The organism is Paenibacillus sp. IHBB 3054, assembly GCF_051594305.1.
Classification (GTDB): domain Bacteria; phylum Bacillota; class Bacilli; order Paenibacillales; family Paenibacillaceae; genus Paenibacillus_AQ.
The window spans coordinates 84,226-109,363 of the sequence record NZ_JBOFBG010000022.1 but is presented as its reverse complement, the minus strand read 5'-3'; the positions used below and the strand labels follow the sequence as shown (position 1 = coordinate 109,363).

Annotated in this window: 19 protein-coding genes; 5 read left to right on the top strand and 14 right to left on the bottom strand. The window is 49.5% G+C overall.

Going from position 1 to position 25,138, the window contains the following annotated elements:
• Positions 1–11 precede the first annotated feature (11 nt).
• Both ACQ76X_RS22135 and ACQ76X_RS22130 read right to left on the bottom strand, forming a co-directional pair.
• The gene (locus tag ACQ76X_RS22135; RefSeq protein WP_438495943.1) at positions 12–644 is read right to left on the bottom strand and encodes an SGNH/GDSL hydrolase family protein; all 633 of its coding nucleotides are present in this window, start codon (positions 642–644) and stop codon (positions 12–14) included.
• Between the two features lie 226 nt (positions 645–870).
• Positions 871–1,533 carry an SGNH/GDSL hydrolase family protein gene (locus tag ACQ76X_RS22130; protein ID WP_438495942.1) on the bottom strand — a complete coding sequence of 221 codons (663 nt, stop codon included), beginning with the start codon at positions 1,531–1,533 and terminating at the stop codon, positions 871–873.
• A gap of 147 nt (positions 1,534–1,680) precedes the next feature.
• Between ACQ76X_RS22130 and ACQ76X_RS22125 the strand changes: the two genes are divergently transcribed.
• Positions 1,681–2,655 (top strand): aldo/keto reductase family protein, encoded by a 975-nt coding sequence (locus ACQ76X_RS22125; protein WP_438495941.1) that lies wholly within the window; start codon positions 1,681–1,683, stop codon positions 2,653–2,655.
• 119 nt (positions 2,656–2,774) lie between these two features.
• Here ACQ76X_RS22125 and ACQ76X_RS22120 read toward each other — a convergent pair whose 3' ends face one another.
• The gene (locus tag ACQ76X_RS22120) at positions 2,775–4,172 is read right to left on the bottom strand and encodes a transcriptional regulator (RefSeq protein WP_438495940.1); all 1,398 of its coding nucleotides are present in this window, start codon (positions 4,170–4,172) and stop codon (positions 2,775–2,777) included.
• Positions 4,173–4,323: 151 nt separating this feature from the next.
• Positions 4,324–6,999: a YhgE/Pip family protein gene (locus tag ACQ76X_RS22115; RefSeq protein WP_438495939.1), complete on the bottom strand. Its 2,676-nt coding sequence runs from the start codon at positions 6,997–6,999 to the stop codon at positions 4,324–4,326.
• 243 nt (positions 7,000–7,242) lie between these two features.
• Here ACQ76X_RS22115 and ACQ76X_RS22110 point away from each other — a divergent pair, with 243 nt between their 5' ends.
• Positions 7,243–7,770, top strand: coding sequence for a hypothetical protein (locus tag ACQ76X_RS22110; protein ID WP_438495938.1), 528 nt, complete (start codon positions 7,243–7,245; stop codon positions 7,768–7,770).
• Between the two features lie 108 nt (positions 7,771–7,878).
• Here ACQ76X_RS22110 and ACQ76X_RS22105 read toward each other — a convergent pair whose 3' ends face one another.
• Complete coding sequence (locus tag ACQ76X_RS22105) at positions 7,879–8,205, bottom strand: MazG-like protein (RefSeq protein ID WP_438495937.1); 327 nt, start codon at positions 8,203–8,205, stop codon at positions 7,879–7,881.
• A 285-nt stretch (positions 8,206–8,490) separates the two neighbouring features.
• Between ACQ76X_RS22105 and ACQ76X_RS22100 the strand changes: the two genes are divergently transcribed.
• Positions 8,491–11,076 (top strand): beta-L-arabinofuranosidase domain-containing protein, encoded by a 2,586-nt coding sequence (locus tag ACQ76X_RS22100; protein WP_438495936.1) that lies wholly within the window; start codon positions 8,491–8,493, stop codon positions 11,074–11,076.
• A 126-nt stretch (positions 11,077–11,202) separates the two neighbouring features.
• Here ACQ76X_RS22100 and ACQ76X_RS22095 read toward each other — a convergent pair whose 3' ends face one another.
• The 3 genes from ACQ76X_RS22095 to ACQ76X_RS22085 all read right to left on the bottom strand — a co-directional run bounded on the left by ACQ76X_RS22095 (position 11,203) and on the right by ACQ76X_RS22085 (position 14,788).
• Positions 11,203–12,105: a carbohydrate ABC transporter permease gene (locus ACQ76X_RS22095; protein WP_038587935.1), complete on the bottom strand. Its 903-nt coding sequence runs from the start codon at positions 12,103–12,105 to the stop codon at positions 11,203–11,205.
• Between the two features lie 28 nt (positions 12,106–12,133).
• Complete coding sequence (locus ACQ76X_RS22090; protein WP_038599019.1) at positions 12,134–13,057, bottom strand: ABC transporter permease; 924 nt, start codon at positions 13,055–13,057, stop codon at positions 12,134–12,136.
• Positions 13,058–13,159: 102 nt separating this feature from the next.
• Positions 13,160–14,788, bottom strand: a complete 1,629-nt coding sequence (locus ACQ76X_RS22085) for an extracellular solute-binding protein (protein ID WP_438495935.1) — start codon at positions 14,786–14,788, stop codon at positions 13,160–13,162.
• A 365-nt stretch (positions 14,789–15,153) separates the two neighbouring features.
• Here ACQ76X_RS22085 and ACQ76X_RS22080 point away from each other — a divergent pair, with 365 nt between their 5' ends.
• Positions 15,154–16,041 (top strand): AraC family transcriptional regulator, encoded by an 888-nt coding sequence (locus ACQ76X_RS22080; RefSeq protein WP_438495934.1) that lies wholly within the window; start codon positions 15,154–15,156, stop codon positions 16,039–16,041.
• Between the two features lie 87 nt (positions 16,042–16,128).
• Here ACQ76X_RS22080 and ACQ76X_RS22075 read toward each other — a convergent pair whose 3' ends face one another.
• The 6 genes from ACQ76X_RS22075 to arfA all read right to left on the bottom strand — a co-directional run bounded on the left by ACQ76X_RS22075 (position 16,129) and on the right by arfA (position 23,445).
• A complete protein-coding gene (locus ACQ76X_RS22075) occupies positions 16,129–17,091 on the bottom strand; it encodes a glycoside hydrolase family 43 protein (protein ID WP_342438962.1) in 963 nt (320 codons plus the stop codon).
• Positions 17,092–17,146: 55 nt separating this feature from the next.
• A complete protein-coding gene (locus tag ACQ76X_RS22070; protein WP_438495933.1) occupies positions 17,147–18,625 on the bottom strand; it encodes an alpha-N-arabinofuranosidase in 1,479 nt (492 codons plus the stop codon).
• Between the two features lie 32 nt (positions 18,626–18,657).
• The gene (locus tag ACQ76X_RS22065) at positions 18,658–19,548 is read right to left on the bottom strand and encodes a carbohydrate ABC transporter permease (RefSeq protein WP_144024305.1); all 891 of its coding nucleotides are present in this window, start codon (positions 19,546–19,548) and stop codon (positions 18,658–18,660) included.
• 78 nt (positions 19,549–19,626) lie between these two features.
• Positions 19,627–20,505 carry a carbohydrate ABC transporter permease gene (locus tag ACQ76X_RS22060; RefSeq protein ID WP_038587920.1) on the bottom strand — a complete coding sequence of 293 codons (879 nt, stop codon included), beginning with the start codon at positions 20,503–20,505 and terminating at the stop codon, positions 19,627–19,629.
• A gap of 82 nt (positions 20,506–20,587) precedes the next feature.
• A complete protein-coding gene (locus ACQ76X_RS22055) occupies positions 20,588–21,835 on the bottom strand; it encodes an extracellular solute-binding protein (RefSeq protein WP_438495932.1) in 1,248 nt (415 codons plus the stop codon).
• A gap of 92 nt (positions 21,836–21,927) precedes the next feature.
• Positions 21,928–23,445, bottom strand: coding sequence for an arabinosylfuranosidase ArfA (arfA, locus tag ACQ76X_RS22050; RefSeq protein ID WP_438495931.1), 1,518 nt, complete (start codon positions 23,443–23,445; stop codon positions 21,928–21,930).
• Positions 23,446–23,803: 358 nt separating this feature from the next.
• Here arfA and ACQ76X_RS22045 point away from each other — a divergent pair, with 358 nt between their 5' ends.
• Positions 23,804–24,760 (top strand): ArsR/SmtB family transcription factor, encoded by a 957-nt coding sequence (locus ACQ76X_RS22045; RefSeq protein ID WP_438495930.1) that lies wholly within the window; start codon positions 23,804–23,806, stop codon positions 24,758–24,760.
• Positions 24,761–25,138: the final 378 nt, after the last annotated feature.

Below are 25,138 nucleotides of genomic sequence, written 5' to 3'. Positions count from 1 at the left end.
CCCGCCCCTTCCTACAGCAGAAATTTCGCCAGTTCGCCGGCTACCAGCCGGTGCCCCTGTTCATTGGGATGATTCACATAGGACAGCAGATCTTCGAGTTCGCCTCCGCCGTCGATGTAGGTCTGGAAGGCGGCGAAGCTGTCACATAATCCGACCTTGTATTCTTCAGCGAGCTGACGGATCTGCCCGGCGTGCTCCAGCAAGGAATGCCAAGCTTCGTTTCCTGTACCATACGACCGATCCCAGGTAGGTGTCAACAGGATGACTTTGGTTCCTTGTTCAAGAGAGGCTTCGATCATCGCTTTCCACGAATCGGCAGCAGCGTCCAGTCCAATGCCTCGGTCATTCAATCCATAATCAATTGTTACCACATCGGGACGGTGCCCCAGTACCTGGTCACGGAATCGGCTTCTTCCGGCAAGCGAGGTTTCACCGCCAATGCCGGTGACGATGACATTCAATACGGCATAGGGATATTGCGCCTTGACCTCTTTGTGCAGCAAATGGGGATAAGCATGAACGGTATCAACAAAGGGGGTGGCAAAATATCCAGACGGCACACTGTGTCCATGGCATACAATATTTAAAGTCCGGTTCTCCGGCCATTGCCGTTTCAGTTCCTTCTTCTCCTTCAGTAATAACAACCTGGAAAATCAGTGATTTCTCGCATTACCCATCTTACTCCACATTCTTTTGAAGTCAACATAAAAAGAATACCATTGTTGTTTCCTCTTTATTTCATACAAGTGGAAATTGCTGCGCCTATTGAACGTTGAGCCAAATAAATGTCCAGCTTCCCAAAAAAATAGAGCATACCGTCCTATGCGGACAGCAGCTCTATTTCACGGGCAAAACTTCTTCTGAGCAGCCTTAGCATATCCCGCTCTTCTCCACAACACTCAGCCATTCCTTGGCGATCAAATCATGGCCGGCCGTTGTTGGATGAACGCCATCCCACAGCCAATAGGCTGCCTCTGCTCTCTCCACAGCTGCGTTGAAAGCATCCTGCAGCGGAACATGCACGGTGCCGAATTGCTGCGATAGCTCGCGGACAACCCCCTGATAATGGTTGATCCATTTGGACCATCCACTCCAGTCTTCCGCGGGTGCTCCGGTATTCAGGATAAACGGCTCGACCAGCACCAGCTTCGTTTCCGGCAGCACTTCGCGCGTCTCTTCCAGCACATGGCGGTAAGCACGCTCGTAACGGTCGGTGCAGCCTCCCGGCTCGCCCTTCATCATTCTCCAAATATCGTTGACTCCGATCAGGATGCTGAGAATATCCGGCTGCAGATAGATCGCATCCTCATTCCAACGGGCATACAGATCGGAGATACGGTCACCGCTCACTCCGCGGTTGTAGAACATAGGCTGCTGCTCGGCCAGCTCATTGCCCAGCTTGCCGCCAATAATGTAGGCATAGCCATGCCCCAGAATATGATTGGGATCGTTATCGCGGCCACGGTTGCCGTCGGTGATGGAATCTCCCTGAAACAGAATAACTTTGTTTGGCTTAGCAAATGAAATAGACATCCAGCTCACCCTTCAACTATTATAATTAGATAGATTTGGCACTATCTACGATTCTACCGTAATTGCGGCCGATGCTTCAATGATTTGTGACGCTGCTATGCAATGTGATAGGATTTAACAAATGACATGGAAGGAGATGGAATCACAATGAAGTATAGAAGATTAGGCAATACAGGCCTTAAGGTCAGTGAGATCGGCCTGGGCAGCTGGCTTACCTACGGAACAGCCGCAGAGCAGAAAGCAGCGGACGCCTGCGTGGCCAAAGCTTTTGAATGCGGTATCAATTTCTTCGATACCGCCAATGCCTACAACCGCGGGGAAGGCGAGAAGGCGATTGGCGCAGCTCTCCGTTCCTACCAGCGGTCGGATTATGTGCTCAGCACCAAGGTGTTTTTCCCGATGGGAGACGGGGTGAACGACCGGGGGCTTTCCCGCAAGCATATTATGGAGCAATGCGAGACCAGCCTGAAGCGTCTCGGAACCGACTACATTGATGTGTATTTCTGCCACCGCTTTGACAAGGATACGCCGTTAGAAGAAACCTTGCGCGCGCTGGATGACCTTACAGCCCAAGGTAAAATCCTCTATTCCGCAGTCAGCGAATGGAGCGCGGCACAAATCGCCCGTGCCGGAGGCATCAGCCGCAGGCTGAATCTCCGCCCGCTGGCCTCCAATCAGCCGATCTACAATATGTTCGAGCGTTATATCGAAGAAGAGGTGCTTGAGGTATCGGGGCAGGAAGGACTGGGACAAGTTGTCTTCTCGCCGCTCGCCCAGGGCATTCTGACCGGCAAATACAAGCCGGGACAACAGCCTCCGGCCGGAACACGCGGCGCAGACGATTCAGTGAACGGCGTCATCCGCAGCTATCTGCGCGACGATGTCCTTGGCGTCGTTGCCCAATTGGATGACCTGGCGGCCAGCCTTGGCCTGAAGCTCTCACAGCTGGCGCTGGCCTGGGTACTCCGCCAGCCAGGTGTCAGCTCTGCACTGATCGGAGCCAGCAAGCCCGGCCAGGTTGAAGAGAACGCACAGGCTTCCGGCATTCTTCTCCAGCAGGAAACGCTGGAGACCATCGACGGCCTGCTCCGCCAGGTGGCCGATTTCGCACCGGCGAGATAGGGAAGCTGAGCGAGAAATAGAAGGATAATTTATAGCGCGAAGCATATAAATGCTTATCTTTACAAAAAGGACTGTCTTACCCGCAGAGGTTATCTACGGGCGAGACAGTCCTTTCAATACTAATAATGACTGAGCATTAGGCTGTCTTTCTTTTCATTCATCCGCCCTGCCCCGCCGATTAGTGTTTTATACTTCTTTTGGTCCTCTATAGTGGCCAGATGCCTGCATTCTTCAAATAATCTCACGCACCGGAGTACACATGCATCACCATTTATTTTGGCGGAATACTCCAATGCCTTTAACGTATAATGAATAGCCGCCTCATATCGTTGTGCATTAAAGTAATAGGCGGCCACCTCACAAAGAAGGTCTGTATATTCATCCCAGGTAACCCGGGAATTAATGATGCCTATTCGGCTCCGCTGCTCTTTGAAATCCAGCTGATCCTGAAAACGTTCAATAATTCCATCCACATTGAACTGATAGCGGTTGGCGGCCTGCATAATTTTTATTAAAGCCGGAAGAATTTCATTTTCCCGGGCCGCAATGAACTCGGCATACTCTGTAAGCACATCCATTTGACCAGCCATTAACCGATGAAGATAGGAATTGGCAATCGCCCATTCCTGAAACTGCGCCTTAACCTCCCGGACTTTCTCCGTGTCCTCACGTACCCAGCCGGAGTCCGCGTAGAGCGAAGCATAATGCAAAGCCCGTTCGTATTCTCCACGTTCATGGCATACCGCCGAACGGAGCAGATAAGCGTAAAGGATGTAGAAGCAGATTGGTCTTGCCGGTTCCTTACGCGTCTCACGCTGTTTGGTCACCAGGTACTGATTCTGGTATTGGATGGAGGCTTTGCGCTCCATTTCTTCAGCCAGAATATTCACTTTGCTCCAGCGGTGCAGGGAAATATAAATATTCGCCAGCGCGTGCAGCGCATCAAGCTGATCGGCCTCATCCAGCCGTTCGACAAAATATTCAAATTGCGTGGCAGCCTGCAGGTTAATATCCTGATTATCACCCAAAGCGATCGTGAACAAGCGGTATTGGCAGAGCGCCAGCCGTTCGGAATGCTGATACTTCTCGCTCTCCGCTACGCCTTCATACAGCAGCGCCGCAGCTTCTTTTTTGTCATTCCTGTAAAATTCCTCGGCCGTGTCAAACAGCGCTTGAGCATAGGAGATATTATCCATCAGATTATGTACCACTTGCCGGATGCATTCCAGCTTGTCCAGCTCGGCGCAGCGGTGCAGAAACGGGCCCAGCCTCCGCCAGTCCGGCGTGGAATGAATAATGCATTCATCTATATACATTTCATAAAACGCACCTTCAGGCAGACCCATTCCGGCGGTTATCCGGTCCAGCTGCTGCATTGCAATCGGGCGGTTGCCATTGATAATGCTGCTGAGCGTTCCGGAGTTGACAGCGGATATTCCAGCAAATTGATTAATGGTTTTGCCTTCCCTTTTGAGAAAAGCGTCCAGTTCCCCTTGGATCGTAGTCTTAGGCTCCAAACAAACTCCACCTCTCAAATCCAAATATTTGAACAATAATCCAGATATTCCTACATAATAGGTGTAAATATTACACAGGTCAACATCCATTGGCACGTTCAAAAGTGGTTGACAGATGGAAATAAAAGCTCTTATCTTCTAATTCCTTACATCAAGTGATCAGCTTGGACTTCTCAGCCTGTTCTGCGGCTTTGCGGATGAAGCGTTCAAGCGGTTTCTGCAGCGTAAGCCCCAGCAGCAGCGCCAGCACGCCGAAAAGCAGCAGAGCAAACGCATCGCGGAAGACCACCTCCGGCAGAATCCCCCCTACCGCTTCCCGCAGCAGACTGATCGCATAGGTGAACGGCATAAAAGGATTCAGGATCTGAAAGAAATGCCCGGTGGTACTGATGGGAAATGTGCCTCCGGAGCTGGAGAACTGCAGCACCATAAATACAACGGCAATTCCTTTTCCCAAATTGCCGAAGACCGAAACGAGGGTGAACACAATCGTCACAAATACGATGCTGATTAACACAGCAAACAGCACAAACCAGCCTTTATCCGCGACATAACAGTTCAGGATATAAATATTGCCAAGTACCGCTACCAGCGCCTGAAGGATTCCAATGGTCAGAAAGGTCAGCAGCCGCCCGAAATACAGCTGGTAGCCGGTATATATGATTCCTCCTGTATCGACTCCCGTTCGCAGCAGGGAAATCATCAGGGTTCCCCCCACCCATAAGGAGAGCACGACATAAAAAGGAGTCATCGCCGAGCCGTAATTCGGAATCGGGTAGAGCATCTTCTCCTTCAGGACGACCGGACTGGCGAGAAAATCGCTTTTGCTCTTGATATCTCCGCCCAAGAGCTGCGCGATATCTTCCAGATTCACTTCACTTTTAATTTGCCGGATGGTCACAGCCGCTTTGCGGACGGCGGCTTCAAGCGTCGGAAGATCCTCACGCACCAGCTGTGCAGCGCGCTCCACGCCCTGATCAGCACGCGGAAGTCCGGTGGTGATCAGCGCCGCTGCCCTGCGGAATTTCTCCTCTGCGGCAGGCAGATCATTGCGGGCAAATTCAGCGGCTCCATGGATCGCTTCTCCGGCAGCAGGGAGTCCGCTTTCGATCTGCGGAAGAACATCCGTGACGAAATGATTGAACATAGCCATCTTGTCCTCAAGGCCGCTGGCTGCCGCATGCACATCTTCGCGGATCGCAGGCAGGTTCTGCCGCAGCGAAGCAAGGCCCGACTCTCCGTATCCGATTGCCGCCGCTGCCTCATCCAGAACTGTATTCAGTGCGTCAAGGCGCTGTGGAGCATTCTGCAGTGCCTTGGCGGCAGTCCCCGCTGTGCTGGTTAGCTGCTTCATGGAGTCCGTTACCGCCGGCATGCCTTCTGCATTGTAGCGCGCAACAATTCTATCCAGCGCCGTTTGGCTCTGCCCGGCGGCCAGGCTAAACTGCTCAAGCGCGCCGGCGTCCGGGCCGCCTCCGGCCTGCAGCGCCGCCGCAAGCTTGTCCGCCCGGGAAGCAGCGGATGTGAACTGCTCCTGCACTTCACTTAAAGCATGGATGTCGCCGGTACGCACCGCCCCGGGCGACAGGCTGTTCACCGCGCCAAGCAAAGCCGCGGTGTGGCCCAGTGTCCCGCTTCCGGCCGACAGCCGGGCTGAAGCGAGCTGCAGCTGCCGGGCGGCCGCCGGCTGCTGTTCCTTGTTGTTCTGCAGCTCTGCGGCAAGCTGCACGGCTGCATCCCCGGTCTGCTGCAGCAGATAGAAATTCTGCTGCACAATCAGGGGGATGCTCTCGAAGGCTGCGCCGTTCTGTTCCAGAAACTGCTGCAGCTCCTGCCCAAAGCTGCTTCCGGCCGCAGCCAGCCGGTCCGCCTGCGGCAATGCCTTGGCCGCGGCATTCACCACTGCTCCGGCTTCCGACAACCGCTCGGAAGCCCGGTCCAGCACCTCGTCCACCTTGCCGAAATTGGCATCCAGCCCGGTGACCAGAAGAGCGGCCCGCTCCAGCTCAGGAAGCTTGCTTCTCAGCGTCTGCAGCTGCCCGGCGGCTTCACTGATCTGGGACCAGTGCTCGTCGATCCTTTCCGCCGCCGCTCCAGCCTGTTCCACCTCCGGCAGCTTGCTGGTAAGGGAAGCGATCCTCCCGGCGGAGGAGGAGATCTCCGGCCAGTTCTGCTGCAGCTTAAGCACCAGCTTACCCGCCTTGTCTATTTCCGGCAAGCTGGCCTCCAGCTTGAACAGCCCCTGCTCCACCTTGCGGATTACCGGCAGCTCGGATTGAAATTCCTCATCAATGTGGCGGAGGGCATTAAGCACCGTGCTGCTGAGTGTTTCGATAAAATGCTCACTGATCTGCGTCGTGATCGTCGAAGCGCCCTTCGCAGTGATTTTGGGCGCGATGGCATTGATCTTTTCGTTAACGGTATATTCTACCTCGGGCTTCACCAGGTTGCCCTCAACGATTCCGGCCATCCGCTGCGAGAACTCTGCGGGAATGACGATGCTCGCATAATAGTCTCCGCGCCGAACCCCAATTTCAGCGGCCCGGGCATCCGTAAAGGTCCAGCCCAGCGTCTTATTGTTATGCAGGCTGTCCAGCACCTGGTCACCGATATTGAAGCTCTTCCCCTGCAGCTCCGCCCCTTTGTCCAGACTGGCCACGGCGATTTTGATACCGGAGGTGTTGCTGTATGGATCCCATACTGCGGCTACATTTACCCAATCGTACACAGAGGGCAGCACAATAAGCGCTGCAATCAGCAGCACCGCCACCGGAATCCTGAACAGGTTGCGCCAATCGTTCAGATAGATCCGCCATATTTTCGCCATCCGCCAGTCACCTCCAAGCCGTTATTTGGATATTTTAATATGCCCCGGCATGAAGCTTTTTACAAATACGGTGCCGTCTTTCACATCTTCTGCAGTTTTGATGGGCCTCAGCAAAATTTTTGCAACATTTCTTGCTAATTTACGTTAATAGAGGTACATACCCCGTTTGAGAACTATAGCGAAGGGTAAAGAGGTATATAGGCTATTCACAAGCCATATTTAAGCCAAGGGGGAAACGAAAAGATGTTATTGAAAAACTCCAAGTATGTACTGCCTTTGCTGGTCCTGCTGTTTCTTTCCCTCGCAACAACGGCAAGCACAGCGGGAACACGTGCGGAAGCGCAAAGCGGCGGGCAGATTCAGCATCTCACAGCATATATTCACGATCTACAAATCGTAGACGGCAAGCTGATGCTTAATTCAGACGATATCGAATGGTTTGAAGGCGCGGAAGCCGACCGGGTGTTTGCCGAGCGGGAGCCGGATGGCGCGGCAGAGCTGGGAGGCGCACCGGACGGATATTATATCGTTAACGACAGCGATTTGCTAACCTCTTATCCGGTTGCCGATAATGCCGGAGTAACCATGCAAATCTATGATCATACCGGAACGATCGAGGATCTGGATATCAACTGGAACGAGGGAATTTCTCTACCTCAGTTCCAGAAGGAATTCGCCAAGACCGATATTATCGACTTAAGCCAATTTCCATACCATCTCACGATCGAAGAGGGTCAAGTAACTTCAATCGTGCAGCAATACATTCCATAACCATTGTTATAATCGTACAAATTAAGACGGTGTCTGCCCATCCGGGCAAACACCGTCTTTTTGGTACGCCTTCTTAGCGCGCGACCCATAGTTTTAAGTTGAGAGTTGCTAATTCCCTAATTTTTTCTCAGTTTTGGATAAGAATTTGTCCAATGCTTCACTGATGTCCATATTCATGCGTTCAGCCAAGATAATCAGCCACCACATGCATTCCCCCATCTTATGTTCAAGTTCAGATACAGTGTCCCCATTAGTTGGCCAACGCCCCTGTTGAGACATTGTTAAACGGCCGACCAAACCAGCATCTGTCAGGAAGGCTAACGCATCTTCTTCTACTGTCCATTCTTTTTCATGATACTGTATCTCCAATTTGTGGTATTGTTCTCTTATTTGCACAGAACGTTCAATCGCTTCACTAAATTTTATTTTTCCCATTTTGCTTCCTTTCTTTTATCCATCTTCACTCATGAGATAACCTTAAGTGATTTACATTTTCATTCTACTATTTATAACTTGACTACAGCCTGTCATATTAATTGTTTCCGCTTCATGAAGCAACGACAGTCCAATACTTTATTTTCCTTAGAAATCCAATAAATCTAACCTTTTCACACATATTCGAACGTTGCACTATTTACCCGAAAACACTATACCTATAAGCTTATTTATGAATCAAGCTTCGTGTATCATACTTTATAGATTATAGGATTGGTGATAAATATGACTGTTGGAACAACACCGCACACTGCGGCAAATAAACCTGTACTACACGATTTCCGGATGGATCAGGTCAGCATTACCGATCCCTATTTCATGAATGCGTTCGCTAAAGAAATCCAATATCTCAAAAGCTACGATTCCGACCGGCTGCTCGCAGGCTTCCGGGAGAACAAAGGACTGGCCCCCAAAGCCGACAAATATCCCGGCTGGGAGAATACAGAGATTCGCGGCCACACGCTGGGGCATTACCTAGCCGCCTTGGCCCAGGCCTATCAGAGCACCAAAGATGATGAAATCGGCCTGAGACTGAAGTATATTGTCTCGGAGCTTGCACTCTGCCAGTTGGAGAGCGGATATCTTTCGGCTTTTTCCGAGCAGCTGTTTGACAATGTGGAGAATAAACAGCCCGCCTGGGTACCCTGGTACACCATGCACAAGATTATCTCCGGTCTGACAGCCGTTTACTCCGCCACCGGAAATGAAACAGCTTATGCTGTTGTAACAAAACTGGGCGAATGGGTGTACCGCCGCACCTCCTCCTGGTCTCCCGAAATCCAGCAGATTGTCTTATCCGTGGAATACGGGGGAATGAACGATTGCCTGTATGAGCTGTACAAAATTACCGGAGATGAGCATCATTTGAACGCAGCCCATCAATTCGATGAGCTGACCTTGTTCACACCGGTCCGTGAAGGCAAGGATATTCTCAAAGGCAAACATGCCAATACTACCATTCCGAAATTTCTCGGGGCCTTGAACCGCTATCTTGCGCTCGGCGCGAGCGAACAGTTTTACCTGGAGGCTGCCGCGCAGTTCTGGGAAATGGTTGTGCATCACCATAGCTATATTTCCGGAGGCAACAGCGAATGGGAGCATTTCGGTGATCCGGATATGCTGGACCGGGAACGCTCCAATTTCACCGCGGAGACCTGCAACAGCTACAATATGCTGAAGCTCTCGCGCGAGTTGTTTAAGATTACCGGTGACGTCAAATATGCCGATTTTTATGAAAACACCTTTTTAAATGCAATTGTCTCTTCTCAGCACCCGCATACCGGGATGACGATGTATTTCCAGCCGATGGCAACAGGCTACTTCAAGGTATATAGCTCGCCCTTCGAGCATTTCTGGTGCTGCACCGGAACGGGCATGGAGAGCTTCACCAAGCTGAATGACAGCATTTACTTCCACAATTACGGCAGCATTTATGTGAACCAATATTTAAGCTCGACGCTGCTTTCTGAAGAACATGGCCTTAAGCTGACGCAAACCGCCGCCCTTCCGTACAGTGATACCGTGCAGTTCACGGTGCAGACCCTGCAGAATAAAGATGCCTCCCTATCGCTCAAGCTGCGGCTGCCGGACTGGATTGCCGGTGAACCCGGGCTGAGCCTGAACGGACAATCCGTCAGCTTCGTGACTGAAGAGGGATATGCCGTACTGGATAGGGTTTGGGCGGACGGGGATATCCTGAAGCTTAAAGTGCCCATGAAGCTTAACTATTTCAACCTGCCGGATGCACAGCATGTGGTTGCCTTCAAATATGGCCCGGTGGTGCTGAGCGCCGCCTTGGGACAGGACGATATGTCACAGTCGGCGACAGGAGTAGCCGTCAGTGTGCCGACCCGAAATATGCTGGTCAAGGATTTCATTACTACGGTTAATGCCAGCCCTGAGGAATGGCTGAACGGTTTCGCTGACCATTTTGAGACACTGAAGGATGGCCTTGCCTTTGCCCTGCGTGGTACTGACGAAGACAACCGCCTGGTATTCACTCCTCACTATAAGCAACACAGTGAACGTTACGGAATCTATTGGCGCCTTGTTGAAGCAGATTCTGCGGAGCTGCAGGCCCATATTCTGCAGGCCAAGCTGCATCAGAGCGTGCAGGATGCCACCATCGACAGCCTGCCGGTCGGCAATGACCAGTACGAGCTGGAGCATGGGATACAAGGCGAGAATACCTCTGTAGCCACCTGGGACGGATATAACATCCGCAAATCGGAGAATAACGGCTGGTTCAGCTATAGACTGAAGGTTATGCCGCAGACCGACAACTACTTGTCGGTTACGTATTTCTCCGGCAGCAACGGCAAGGAGATCGCTATTTATGTGGACGGCGAGCTGCTGGCCAGCGAGACGCTGCACACGGATAAGCCGCGCAGCTTCTATAACAAGCGGTATCTCATCCCGGCCGCAAGTGTACAGGACAAGACAGAAGCGGAAATCAAGTTCGTGATCCCGGGTCAGGAGAACGGCATCTTCGACCTGCTGCGCATGATGACAGGCTTTGACGCCGATGCCCGGCTGCAGGAGCTGAGCTTTAGCAGAGGGGTCTTATCCGATCCGTTCAGCAGCGATACCCCTTCGTACACGCTGACTGTTCCGCAGGGGACAGAGCTTCTTGAGATGAAGGCGGTGCCGAAGCACAAGAACGCGCTGGTCTATGTGGGCGATGTTCTGGTCGAGGATACGTCACCAAGGGATATTGCACTGGAAGACAACCGTACAGAACTGACCCTCACTGTCAAAGCGGAAGATCATTCCACGGTTCAAGAATACAAGGTTACTGTATTGAAAAAATAATGCTAAACCCCATCCCAAGCAAAAATCCAGCCGCAGTAACGGCTGGATTTTTGCTTGTACGTATAGTCTACCTTGTAATAAGGGGCGGAAGACCGGATGAATCAAGCATGTAATTGGACCACATCATTACCCTTTGACCGAACCGATCATGACCCCTTTATCGAAATATTTCTGGATAAACGGATACACAATCAGAATCGGCAGCGTGGAAACGATGATGACCCCATACTTGACCTGATCCGCATACTGCTGGGCATAACCTCCGGCCGAACCACCCGCGCCTGCGCCTTGCGAGAACACCTGATTGGACAGCAGGATATCTCTTAACACAATCTGCAGCGGCTGCAGGTTGTTGCTGCGGATGTAAATCAGGCCGGTGAAGAAATCATTCCAGTGTGCAACCAGATAATATAGACCAATAACTGATACTACCGCCTTCGACAAAGGCAGGGCTACCTTAAGAAAAAATTTGAAATGCGTGCACCCGTCCATGGAAGCAGCCTCGAACAGCTCCTTGGGGATGGAATTCTCAAAGAACGAACGGGCAATGATCAGATTGTAGACGTTCACGCAAAACGGAAAAATAAAGACCCACATCGTATTGGTCATATGCAGATCCTTCATCAGCAGATAAGTCGGAATCAGTCCGCCGTTAAAAAAGAGGGTGATTACAAACGTCAGCATCAGGAACCGTCTGGCCCGGAATTCCTGTCTGGACAGCACATAAGCCGCAGGCAGCGTGAATAGCAGGTTCACCGCCGTTCCTAGAACCGTATACAGCAGGGTATTTCCGTACCCCGTCCATATCCGCGAGTCCTTGAAGATTTCACTATAGCCAAAGAAGCTGATATTTTTCGGGAAAATCGTTACCTGCCCCGTCGACACCAGCGTGGAGTCACTGACGGAGGCGATAATTACAAAATACAGCGGGTACACGATGCTCAGAAAGATAAGCAGGCACACTGCATATACGACGGCATCAAAGAGGACATCCGTCAACTTTTTACCCTTTTGGTTAATAAGCTGCATGAACACTCCACTCCTTCCCTAAGTGCTGCTACCACAGGCTGATGTCTGAGGATTTCCGGGCAACCAGATTCATCGCATACAAGAAAATAAAGTTGATCACGGTATTGAACAGGCCAATGGCCGCGGAATAGCTGAACTGATTGCTGATAATCCCGATTTTGTAGACATAGGTAGCAATGACCTCAGATACCGGAAGGTTGAGGGCGTTCTGCATCAGGAAAACCTTCTCGAAGCCGGTACTGAGCACGTTCCCCATACTAAGCACGAATAAAATGATAATCGTAGGGATCAGCGCCGGAATATCGACATGCTTGATCGTCTGCCAGCGGCTGGCTCCATCAATTTTGGAAGAGTCGTAGAGCTGCGGGTCCACCGTGGAAAGTGCAGCCAAATAAATGATGCTGTTCCAGCCGCAATGCTGCCAAATCTCCGATAACACATACACGGGAACAAAGGTTTTGGTTGAGCCCAGTAGATTGATATCACCTAGACCGATCGAACTCAGGATATGGCCGATAACCCCGGAGTTCGGGGAGAGCAGCACATTCAGCAGTCCCACCATCACGACAATGGAGATAAAATGGGGCAGATAAACGGTCGTCTGGAGCGTTTTCTTCGCCCGCTTCCAGCGCACCTGGTTAATCAGCAGAGCAAGAATAATCGGTGCAGGAAAACTCAGGATCACGGTTGCCAGACTGATGGCTATCGTATTCTTCATCAGGTCCGCAAACATATAGCTGTCGAAAAACTGCCGGAAATAAAACAGCCCTCTCCATGCACCCCCCGTCAGCCCCTTGGAGAAGTCATAGTCACGGAACGCCAGCTGGATGCCGTACATTGGAATGTAGTTGAAGATAAAGATCACAACGATTGCCGGAAAAATCATAATCCACAGCTGATAATCCCGTCTGAAGGTATTCACCACGGTAGGCTTTTTATGAGCCGATTTCATCAGAACCATCACTCCCATTAAGGAGCCGGAAGAACGGATGCCTTAAGTCCCCCGGCATAACTTCTTCCGGACTCAGTTTCTCTTAGGCTCTGCGCTTGCTGCTTATTGATTGCTCTTGTAATCGTTGTAATATTTCTGTATGATCTCGATATTTTTGGAGACGCCGGTCTTCTCAATGTTTTTCACATAAGTATCCCATTCCGAATCAATTCCGCCCTTGGTGATCCATTGCGACCACTTCGAGAGGGCCAGAGACATCATGCTCGTATTGTTAAGACTCATCGCGTTGTTGTCCGCTGCACTGTATTTGATAAACATACTTGGCAGCACATCCGTATCCTTGTTGATGGCGTCCAGGGCCGCCTTAAGCGGTTCGGTCTGTTTACCGACGGACTGCATATCCGTCCCCAGCGTCAGCTTCAGGGAATCCGCAATATACATCGACCCGTTATCCGCCCAGGATGAGGTCCATTTCCAGGTGCCCGGGTCCATCGCTGTGTCAGTAGGAGGCAAAATAGTGTAGGTTCCGTCCCCGTTGTCGCCAATGTTAGTGCCAAGCGAGCCGAACAGTACCTGCATACTTACTGTAGGATCATACAGCTCATTAATGAACTTCATGGCCGCTTCCTTGTGTTTGGATTTGGCGGACATTTGCACGGTGTTGACCCCATAGTTCAGCGAATTATAGTCATAACTCCAGGAGATCTTGCTGGTTGAATCGGCTGACACTTTCAGAGGTGACATCGAAGTATACTGCGGAGCCAGCGCATTGCCGACTCTGTCGGTCACTTCCCAGCCCCAGGTGAAGCCGACAGCCGCCGTGTCCCCGTTGCCCCGGGCGACGGATTGGAATTTGGTGTAGTCCTGGGTGAACACCTCAGGATTGATAAGTCCTGCGCTAAAGCATTTATTCAGGAAAGTTACCAGCGTTTTGTAGCGTTCATCCGTGAAGAAGTTCTTCACCTGTCCGTCCTCCACAAAATAGCCGAGTCCGCTGTTGTCTGTCAGTGTAATGCCTTCACTGCCCAGCAGCACCGTAGGCATGAAGGCACCAAACGCCACAGTTCCTGTAGGCGCAAAGTCCATAGGAATTTCGTCGCCCGGATCGCCGTTTCCGTTGGCGTCTTCATCCTTGAACGCTTTCAACACATCGTATAATTCATCCCAGTTGGTCGGCATTTGCAGGCCCAGGTTATCCAGCCACTTTTGGTTGATGAACTGGCGTGTGGTCGTTTCCGGCCAGAATCTTTGATATTTAGGCAGGCCGTAGATTTTACCATCGAGCTGTGTGGCAATTAACTTGGTCTCCGGCTTGTCGTCGAACATGGCCTGCACGTTAGGGCCGTACTCTTTGATCAGCCCGGTCATGTCCTCGAACAACCCCGGGAACTGCGAGAAATCGGCATCGGTGATGGAGTTGACGCCCACGATCAGGTCGGGAATATCTCCGCTGGCCAGCAGCGTGCCTTTTTTCTGATCCCAGTCCGCCGTGACCTCCTGCCACTCAATTTCAACCCCGGCCCGTTCTTGGGCTTCCTGCAGCCATTTCATTTTGGAGAATTCCTGAGTTAACGGATGTTTGGTCATGATGGCGGTAAGCTTAACCTTCTTGCCTGTGTTGCCTGTGCCGGCAGCCTCTGTATTTGTATTTGTATTGTTGCCGCCTGAGCACCCGGACACCGTTGCTACGCTGAACACCAGCACGAGCAGACCCACTAGAAATTTTTTCATTTTGTATCCTCCCTTTTTCTGTTCGATCGTAGCAGGAAAAAGATGATATACTTCATGAATATCTAAAATTAACCAAATGAAACTGAAATCCAATTACACACATCATCCTAATGTATCCGCTTTCAAATACAATTTAAAAAATAGAGATCATAATCTCCGGGAATCTAAGCGGATTTATGAGCCTTTTCATCCTTCTCCTTCCTTTGGAACGTCGTTTTGTTATCTCTAGCTTACGCTTGTTTTAAATTTGGATAAATAGTTTAAGGTTCGAATATGTGTGAAAAGGTTATCAATTACCTAAACATTTTTAAGCGGTAAGCGCTTTACTTCGGGCCAGCTTTCCATAATAATAAGAGTACGCAAGAGTGTACAAAAGTCAGATTAAAGGGGACAAGCGGATGATTGCTTTCGAGCTGATCGTAGATACGCCGGTCGATTTGGAGATCACAGGCAAATTTATCGCCCCCTCCTCCGATTGGATTCACTTAAGCAGAATTTTGCAGGATTACGAGCTTATTGTCATGACCGAGGGGGTATTGTACCTGGCGGGAGACCAGCAGCATTTTGTTGTCTCCAAGGGAGAGTATCTGCTTCTGCCCCCCTCTACCAAACAGTACGGTTATAAGGCTTCGGAATGCAGCTTCTACTGGCTTCACTTCAAGTCCCAGGACGGGATCAGCATTACCGACATCTCCACCCATCCCCGAAACAGGGAGGACAACAAACTGCTGCTTCCCCAGTACGGAACCTTGAAAAGTCTCGAGAAAATTATTGTCATGATGAAGCAGCTTCAGGATTCGGTCAGGGGCTACAACCAAAAGACACTGAATAACTATATGTCCACGGTCATTTTGTGCGAGCTGTACAACCAGGTCTTTCATAGTGAACATAATCCCGCCAAAAAAAATAAGCAGGAACAGCTGTACAATGACATCGTGGACTATATCAAGTGGAGCAGAAGCGAGCATATCAAGGTATCGCAGATCGCCACCTACTTTGGTTATAACGAAAAGTATTTATCCCATCTCTTCACCCGGATTTCGGGAATCTCCCTGAAGCAGTATATTTTGCAGCAAAAGATGGAGCTGGCCAAATTCCTCCTGACGGATACCAACCAGAATGTAAGCGAGGTCTCACAGCAGCTTGGCTACAAGGACTGCCATAACTTCATGAAGTCCTTCAAGAAGATCGTAGGTTTAACGCCCACGGATTTCCGGAACGCCTACGCCAAACGGCTGCTTTTTTATGAGTAAATACACCAACAGCAAAGAGTCCAGGCCCCCATGGTTATACGGGATTCCTGGACTCTTTATTGGTTTGCAGTTGCTCAGTTCAGAACCTTACTTACTGCTGTCCTTCACGGGCAGGCCGAAGTTAGGTGTGCCGTCTTCGTTCCAATACAGCACCTGTGCACGGGTATGACGGTTCGGGTCATAAAGCGGATCGCCGGTAATTTCTTTATAATTGCGGGCATGGTAGATCAACACATCTTCACCTTGTTCATTCACAGTGAAGCTGTTGTGTCCCGGACCGTATTGTCCGTTCTCTTCACTGGTCTTGAATACAGGCTCGGGATGTTTAGTCCAAGATGCAGCATCCAGCAGATCGCTGTCTTCATCGGCATACAGCAGGCCCATACAGTAATTGTAATCGGTAGCACTGGCCGAGAAGCTCATGAATATACGGCCGTTGCGTCTCAGTACCGCTGCGCCTTCATTTACGCTGAAGCCAATCTTCTCCCAGGAATACTCAGGTGTCGCAATCATGGTCTGGGGGCCGGTCAAGGTCCAGGGGTTGCTCATTTCGGAAATGTACAGGTTAGAGTTCCCTGGAATTTCAGGGTCCTTCTGCGCCCATACATAATACAGCACTCCCTTGTGCTGGAACGTAGTCGCGTCCAGGGCAAAGGACTCCCAGGCTGTTTTCACCTGGCCTTTCTCTACCCATGTACCTTCGAGCGGATTGGCCGATTCGTTCTCCAGGGCAAACATACGGTGATCGAACAAGCCCTCGTTCGTCTCGGTTGTGCGGGCAGCGGCGAAATAAATGTACCATTTCCCGTCAATATAATGAATTTCAGGTGCCCATATATTCGCACTTAGCGGTCCCGTTTCATATTTCCGCCAGGCTACAACCGGTACGGCTTCAGTAAGTCCTTCAATGGTCTCTGACCGGCGCACCTCGATCCGGTCATATTCCGGCACGGAGGCGGTGAAGTAATAATAGCCATCAGCATGTTTATACACCCATGGATCAGCGCGCTGTTCCACAAGCGGATTGCTGTATTCTCTATTTGTGTTCATAATGGTTTCTCCTTTGATCTGATCAGTAAATATAAAGAATGAATTCGCTGCTTCTCTACTCCAAAGTAAGCACAACTACAGATGCAGGCGGAAGGACACAGTTCAGCAGTCCATCCTCCAAAGCTGCAGCTTCGTAGACAGACGGCGCTACCTTGTCTGGCGTCTGGAACGTGTTATGTGCACCAAGCTCCGTATGCGTCAGAATTTGCCCGGTTACCCGGGTTGGCGCTGCGCCACCGATACCAAAGCTGAGAGTTGCACCGTCCTCATGGCTCAAGTTGCAGATCGACACATAGATCTTGCCATCCCCGTCACGTGAGGCAGATACGCTAAGCTGTGAAATGGCAACCCCGCCACAGGTGTATTGCGGACTCTCAAAGGCAACCTCGAGCAATTCATTATCCTGATGCACCTTATACATCTCAAACACATGATACGTAGGGGTTAGCAGTAATTTATCCCCTTCGGTCAGGACCAGCGCCTGCAGGACATTTACCATCTGCGCAATATTGGCCATCTGCACCCGGCTGCTGTGATTCTGAAAAATATTGAGATGGATGCCTGCTACCAGCGCATCTCTCAAAGTGTTCTGCTGGTACAGGAACCCTGGGTTCGTTCCGGGCTCGCTCAGGAACCAGGTCCCCCACTCATCTATAATTAATCCTACCCGCTTCTCCGGGTCATACTGATCCATAATGGCCGAATGTCGGGTAATGAGCTCATCCATATGAAGTGACTTCTGCATCGTTTCGAACCATTCAGCTTCGTCGAACCCGAGCGCCTGGCGTTTCTCTTCCCAACTGCCGGGAATGGTATAGGAATGCAGGCTGAGGCCATCCATGAAACGGCTGGCTTCCCGCATTAATACTTCCGTCCAGTTGTAGTCGTCCACATTCGCTCCACCGGCAATTTTGTACAGCCGGTTATCCCCGTAATTTCTGGAATAGGTCTGATACCGCCGGTACAGATCCGCATAGTATTCGGGACGCATATTGCCGCCGCAGCCCCAATTCTCATTGCCGACACCGAAGTATTTAAGCTTCCAGGGCTGTTCTCTTCCGTTCTCCCTGCGCCAGTCCGCCATTGGCGATTCGCCGTCAAAGGTCATATACTCGACCCATTCCGACATTTCCTGAACCGTACCGCTGCCTACGTTGCCGCAAATGTACGGTTCGCATTCCAGCAGCTCACACAGGCGGAAAAATTCATGGGTGCCGAAATGATTATTCTCCACTACACCGCCCCAGTGCGTATTGACCATCCGCTTGCGGCCTTCCCTCGGTCCAATTCCGTCTTTCCAGTGATATTCATCGGCAAAACAGCCACCCGGCCAGCGCAGCACCGGAATGTTTAGTTTCTTCAGCGCTTCAATGACGTCATTGCGGATGCCGTCCGTATTGGGAATCGGCGAATCCTCGCCTACCCACAGACCTTCGTAAATGCATCTGCCCAAATGTTCTGCGAAATGCCCATATATATTTTTGTTGATTTTGCTTTTGGGCAGGTCAGCGTGAATCACAAGCTTTGCAGTCATAGTTTCTCTCTCCTTGGCTAATGTTTTTTTATTTAGCCCTTTATCCCTGAATTCAAATTAATCGATTGTACAAAGTATTTCTGCGCGAACACAAACAGCAGCAGCGTAGGAATAATAGCGAGAATCGCCGAACCCATGAGCTGTCCGATCATCCGGTAATTTCCATAAATATCTTGCAGCAACAATAACCCGGCAGTAACCGGCATTTTGTCAACATCCGTGAATACGATTACCGGCCACAGGAAGTCATTCCAGGATCCGGTGAACGAGAACAGGGCACACACAATCAATACCGGCTTGATCAGCGGCACGATAATCGACATGTAAATTCTGTAATGGCTCGCACCATCGACATGGGCCGATTCGTCGAGTTCCTTCGGAATGCCGTTCATAAACTGTCTGACCAAAAAGATATTCCCCATACCCGCAAGTCCGGGGATTACCATTGCCCAGGAGGTATTAACCCAGCCCAGAGCATCAATAATTTTGTAGGAAGGAATCAGATTCACGACGCCCGGGAAGAACGAAATACCGAGCAGGGTGAAAAAGAGCGTGTCTCTGCCTTTAAATTTCATCCGCGAATAGCCGTAACCGGTAATGGAGATTACCACAACCACCAAAAGAGTATGCATTGTGGCAATAAGCAGTGAGTTCATCAGCCAGCGCAAGATTGGTGCGGTAGAGGTGTTTTCCAAAATCGCAATATAGTTGTCAAAAATCCACTCTTTCGGGAACATTCTGAACCCGGAGCTGACCACCTCGGTTTGTGACCGGAAGGAGGTTGTGATTCCGAAGATGACAGGAACGATCCAAATAATGCAGAGAATAATTAAGAAGAGATAGGAAAGATATTTAGAGATACTAATGCCGGAGCCTTTTCTTTTCCCTGCGTTTTGTCCATTAAGAAGCGGACTATTATCCATTTGTTGTGCCGCTTGGTTTGACATACGGGTACACCTGCCTTTTCAATTTCCATTGCTGGTCCATTGTCTTATCGAGTGTTAAGCTGCATTCCGGTTCATCACATAATATTGCAGAGCCGAGATGACCAGGATTATAAGTCCCAGCAACACCGCCATCGCCGATGCCATTCCCGCAATGGATTCCCCGTTGCCGAACGCCAGTTGACGAATATACATCATGAGTACATGCGTGCTCTGCCGTGGTCCGCCGTCGGTCATCATGAGCGGCTGTCCGAATACGTTAAAGGCTCCGGCAGTAGTCATGACAAAGGTATAGATGAGCGGAAAACGAATGGAAGGCAAAGTAATACTCGTGAATCTGCGGACGGGTCCTGCCCCGTCTATTTCCGCCGATTCATACAGATCCTGTGCCACACCGCTTATGGAGGCACGGTAAATAATCATATTGCCCCCGACGCCGCCCCAGACTGTAATGATAATAATGATAATCCACGCATATGGCTGATTGGCCGGCCAGGATACGTCTGAGCCGAACACATTCCCCGCCATTCCAAGCTGCTTGTTAAAGAGCAGCAGCCAAATCAGCGCGCCTGCAGATATGGAAATAAGGCCCGGAATGTAGATGATGGACTGGATCAGGCTTTTCCCTTTGACTTTCTTATGTTCCAGTGCAACGGCAACAAGCAGCGGAATCACAATCAACAGTGGAACACTGAGCAGCACAAAAATCAATGTGTTCTTAAGCCCGTTGTTGAATTGGGTATGAAAGGTGGAACTGTTGTCAAACAAAATGGTCTTGTAGTTGTCTAAACCTACCCAGACCGGATCATTCATCAGATTCCATTTGGTAAAGGAAGCGTAAATCCCGTAGATCGTGGGCAGTAAAATAAATACAGCAAATAAGATGACATGTGGACCTACAAAGAAAACAGGCGCCAAATTAAGTTTCTTTTTCATAGGCATTCTTTTCTCCTTTGGCATAAAGCAATGTGCCGTATTCCGGCACATTGCTTCATGCAATCATTTCCGCTTCCTTTTGTTACTTCGCTGTTCCGCTTGTGCCTTCAGCGATTTTATCTTCTACAAATTTCTGCATTGTCTGAAGTGTTTCATCAATATCTACGTTGCCGCGGACGATATCTCCGCAATACGTATCCACTGCTTCTGCAATATATGGGTAGTATTCATAAGTGTAGATGTAGAGGGATTCAATCTCTTTCTCATTCGAAGTAAAGAAGGACTGGATGTAATCCTTATACTCAGGGCTCTCAATAACTTTTTTACTTGCTACGGTCTGTCCGGCTTTGGCCCATTCAATGGAATTCTGACGGATGAACTCCAGGAAATTGCCGATTCCGGCTACCTTTTCTTCAGATCTGTCTTTATTCTTGAACATGGAGAACAAGTGCGAAGAGGATCTGTTCGTGAACTTGTCAGCCGTGTTGGAATATACGTTGGTTACTCCGAAATTGAGGCCTTCAACTCCGGCATGCGCTGTGGAGCTCCATGTGCCGTCTGTGGAGAACAATACATTGCCCGATTGGAACATCAGGTATCCGTCTTCACCAAACGGTGTCATCAGACCGGCATCGTTGATCTTTTTAACATTTTCAAAAGCTTGTTTCATTACCGGTGTGTTTACAGCAGGTTTTCCATTCTCCTGGATATCTCCGCCAAGGTTCTGAACTTGCCCGAGGATAACCCAGCCCAGCAGGGCATCGTTGACCGCATAGTCGCCTTCAGCCAATTTCCCTTTCAGCGACAGCATTTCATCTATCGTCACCACATTGTCGTCGAGGAAGGATTCCGCACCATATTTCTTAAGCAAATCTTTATTGTAGTACATAACATTACTGTGAATATCGAGCGGCACTGTATATTGAGTTCCATCTATTGTACCTGTTGACCACGCTTGCGGCAGGTAATTGTCTTGTTTAATTTCAGGCTGAGCTGTGGTTACTGCAGTCATTGGCTCCAGTGTTCCTTGCTTCACATAACCCGGTACACGGTCAGCGTGGATAATGGCCAAATCAGGCACGCCTTTGCCGGAGTTCAGAACCGTCGAAATTTTGGTATACATATCCGCGGTAATTACATGCTTCACCTTTATCTCTGGATTGGTAGCATTGTAATCTTTAACAAGCTGGTCCATATAGGCACCGTCATCACCGGTCAGCGGCGTCCAGAAGGTTATTGTCTTTGAATCATCTTTCCCGCAGCCTGCCAATACCGTCGATAATGATAGAACAAGTGCTAATGCCGAAAAACCCCACTTTTTCTTCAACACTTTCTCCTCCTAATAATTAAATTAGTAAATCATCTACAAAAATGTTTTTGCAAACAATGAACTCAGCATGTTGCCTGCCAGGGAACCCAAAATCAGTTCACCTTGCCTAAACGAATCACATTCCATGAAGCCTTGGACAGCAGAGTCTCTACAAAACCATCCTTGCATTCGGTTTCGGTTGCTTGTCTTGGTTTCACATGTTCTTCCTTGGCTGTATTAACCGCTTTCAGATCCTCGTGATGGAGCTCAATATGCTCGATTAACCGGTAGCCCTCAAATCCGCGCACATCGCATTTTAAATGCAGTGCTTCTTCCAAATGCCGGTTAATAGCGAAGATCGTTAGCTCATCGGCTTCCTCATTATACACAAGGGCACTGTCGAGATAAGGAACATCGGTATAGTCCTGAGCGTCATATTTCGGCGAATTGACAATCGGCTGAAGCGAAACGCCGCGCCCGTATTTGGAGGTATGCAGGTATGGATAGAAGATTGTCTGCTTCCAGGCTGCTCCACCCGCTTCTGTCATAATGGGCGCAATTACGTTCACAAGCTGTGCCAGACAAGCCATCTTCACACGGTCCGCATGTCTGAGGAAGGTAATGAGCATACTGCCGATCAGCAGGGCATCTTCAAAATTATAATGATCCTCAAGCTGAGGCGGACCTACTGTCCAAGGCTCAATCTTCGTATCCGACTCATTGGAGTGGTACCAGACATTCCATTCGTCAAAGCTGAGATACATCGTTTTCTTGCTGCGCTTCTTGGCTTTGATGTAATCGCAGGTGGCCGTTACGGTGCGGATGAAATGCTCCAGGTCCATGCTGCGTGCCAGAAAATTGGCAGAATCGTTGTCCCGGTTTCCATAATATTGATGAAGGGAAACATAGTCGGCGACATCATAAGTATGTTCCAGAGTTACCGCTTCCCATTCAGGGAAAGTCGGCATCGCTGAGCTTGAGCTTCCACAGGAAACCAGCTCAATGTCCGGATCTACCAGGCGCATCGCCTTGCCGGTTTCATAAGCCAGTCTGCCATATTCGGCAGCTGTCTTCTGGCCGATCTGCCAGGGTCCATCCATTTCATTGCCGAGGCACCAGGTTCTGATCTTATGCGGCTGCTCCACACCATGATTGCGGCGCAAATCACTCCAGTAAGTTCCGCCGGGATGATTGCAGTACTCCAGCAAGTTACGTGCGGCATCAATACCTCTTGTACCCAAATTGACAGCCATCATCACCTCTGAGCCTACTTCCTTGGCCCAGCTCATGAATTCATTCGTCCCTACCTCATTAGGTTCAATAGTTCTCCAGGCCAGCTCCAGCCGCTTCGGACGCTGTTCTACCGGACCTACGCCATCTTCCCAATTGTAGCCGGATACAAAATTCCCTCCGGGATAACGGATAATCGGCACACCCAGTTCCTTGACCAGTGATTTCACATCACCTCTGAAGCCAAGAGAATTGGAGCTGGGATGACCAGGCTCATAAATTCCGCCATATACTGCACGGCCCAAATGTTCAATAAAGGAGCCGTAAATCCGTTTATCCACTTCAGCGATAACAAAGGACTTATCGGCGATAAGCGTCGCTCTTAATGTGTCTGCCGACAATCTCATCACTTCCATTTCACATTTTTATTAACTAATTAAAAAACATTTGAATGTATTCGCTTACAGATATAAAATAACATATATAAGCCTTCGTGTAAATATAAAAGTATAAACCTTTTTATATGTATTCAAAACAAAATGAATTTAAGGCTGTTTTCAGAAAATATCAGCTCTTTTTCATCTTATTTCACGACAGTACTTTATAATTATATGAATCAAAGGACTTATTAGCTTAAAAAATGACTTAAATTTAATTGTATTACACAAATAAAGGAAGAAGTCTTTCCTTTTTACCTCAATTAGTTTATAATTTTATAAAATAGTCTTTCATGACGTCCGCGGAGGAAGGTATTGTACAATGATTTATATTAAAGATTTAATGAGTGGCATTGATATTTTCAAGGCACTGAGCTCCGAGATTCGAATCCAAATCCTTGAGCTGCTTGCCACCAATCAGGCACTCAACCTGAATGAAATTGCCAAGAAGCTGAATCTCAGCAATGGCGCCATCACGATGCATATCAAGAAGCTGGAAGAGAGCGGCCTGATCGAAATTAATACTTCTGTAGGCAAACATGGCATTCAGAAAGTATGTTACCTTAATAAAGATAAGCTGATGGTTGATCTCCGCAGCAAGGATGTCGACAACCTTTATGAAGTTGAGATTCAGGTTGGCCATTACAGCAACTATCAGGCTGTTCCTACCTGCGGGCTGGCCACCAAGGACAGCATTATCGGTGACTTCGACGAGCCGCGCTATTTCGCAGATCCCCAGCGGATTGATTCGGAGATTATCTGGATGGCTGAAGGATTCCTGGAATACCGCATTCCGAACTATCTTAAGGCCAATCAGACCTTCCGTGAAATTCAATTCTCCATGGAAATTGGCTCAGAGGCTCCCGGCTTCAGCGATAACTATCCTTCAGACCTCTACTTTTATGTAAACGGCATCGAAATCGGTTACTGGACCAGTCCCGGAGACTTCGGGGATCAGCGCGGTACCTTTAATCCAGACTGGTGGCCACCTCACCTGAATCAATACGGGATGCTCAAACTGATCCGGATCAACAATGAAGGAAGCTTTATCGACGGCTGCCGCATTTCGGATATTACCCTTGATGATATTAAGCTGGACTACAAAAGCGAGCTGACCTTCCGCATTGCCGTTACCGACAAGCCGGTCAACAAACGCGGACTGACCATTTACGGCAAGCATTTCGGCAATTACAGCCAGGATCTGATGGCCCGCGTACTTTATAATGTACATGAGGTTGAAGAAGTTGGCAGCCGTGTTTCCATGACAATAACTGAGTAATCACACAGGGACCATCCCCGGCGGCTAACCCAGAAGATGGTCTTTTTTTCATGTCTATATAGAATGAACTTAATAACTACACAAAAGGGCAAAAGTAGCGGAGGGGAAATTTGGAACTGTAGGAGCGATAGCGACCGCCTGAAAGCTTTCCGCAGGAAAGCTCGCTTCGGAAGCATAACCAGTCACCGGATTTCCACCGCAAATAGCGGGTTAAATCAAGAAATCTGGGGACAACAGCGGCCGAAAGTCCAAATATTCACCGTAGCTACGTCCTCGCCAAAATGGGGATATCTTAAATTCAATTTATATATGTGAAACATTTCCTGCCAGTATAATTATCTCTGGCTTAACCCACACTAACTGATGTCTCCCATACCA

Coding starts and splice junctions, on each gene's coding strand:
- ACQ76X_RS22130 (WP_438495942.1), bottom strand. CDS start 1,533: ATGTCTATTTCATTTGCTAAGCCAAACAAAGTTATTCTGTTTCAGGGA.
- ACQ76X_RS22125 (WP_438495941.1), top strand. CDS start 1,681: ATGAAGTATAGAAGATTAGGCAATACAGGCCTTAAGGTCAGTGAGATC.
- ACQ76X_RS22115 (WP_438495939.1), bottom strand. CDS start 6,999: ATGGCGAAAATATGGCGGATCTATCTGAACGATTGGCGCAACCTGTTC.
- ACQ76X_RS22110 (WP_438495938.1), top strand. CDS start 7,243: ATGTTATTGAAAAACTCCAAGTATGTACTGCCTTTGCTGGTCCTGCTG.
- ACQ76X_RS22105 (WP_438495937.1), bottom strand. CDS start 8,205: ATGGGAAAAATAAAATTTAGTGAAGCGATTGAACGTTCTGTGCAAATA.
- ACQ76X_RS22100 (WP_438495936.1), top strand. CDS start 8,491: ATGACTGTTGGAACAACACCGCACACTGCGGCAAATAAACCTGTACTA.
- ACQ76X_RS22095 (WP_038587935.1), bottom strand. CDS start 12,105: ATGCAGCTTATTAACCAAAAGGGTAAAAAGTTGACGGATGTCCTCTTT.
- ACQ76X_RS22090 (WP_038599019.1), bottom strand. CDS start 13,057: ATGAAATCGGCTCATAAAAAGCCTACCGTGGTGAATACCTTCAGACGG.
- ACQ76X_RS22085 (WP_438495935.1), bottom strand. CDS start 14,788: ATGAAAAAATTTCTAGTGGGTCTGCTCGTGCTGGTGTTCAGCGTAGCA.
- ACQ76X_RS22075 (WP_342438962.1), bottom strand. CDS start 17,091: ATGAACACAAATAGAGAATACAGCAATCCGCTTGTGGAACAGCGCGCT.
- ACQ76X_RS22070 (WP_438495933.1), bottom strand. CDS start 18,625: ATGACTGCAAAGCTTGTGATTCACGCTGACCTGCCCAAAAGCAAAATC.
- ACQ76X_RS22065 (WP_144024305.1), bottom strand. CDS start 19,548: ATGGATAATAGTCCGCTTCTTAATGGACAAAACGCAGGGAAAAGAAAA.
- ACQ76X_RS22060 (WP_038587920.1), bottom strand. CDS start 20,505: ATGAAAAAGAAACTTAATTTGGCGCCTGTTTTCTTTGTAGGTCCACAT.
- ACQ76X_RS22045 (WP_438495930.1), top strand. CDS start 23,804: ATGATTTATATTAAAGATTTAATGAGTGGCATTGATATTTTCAAGGCA.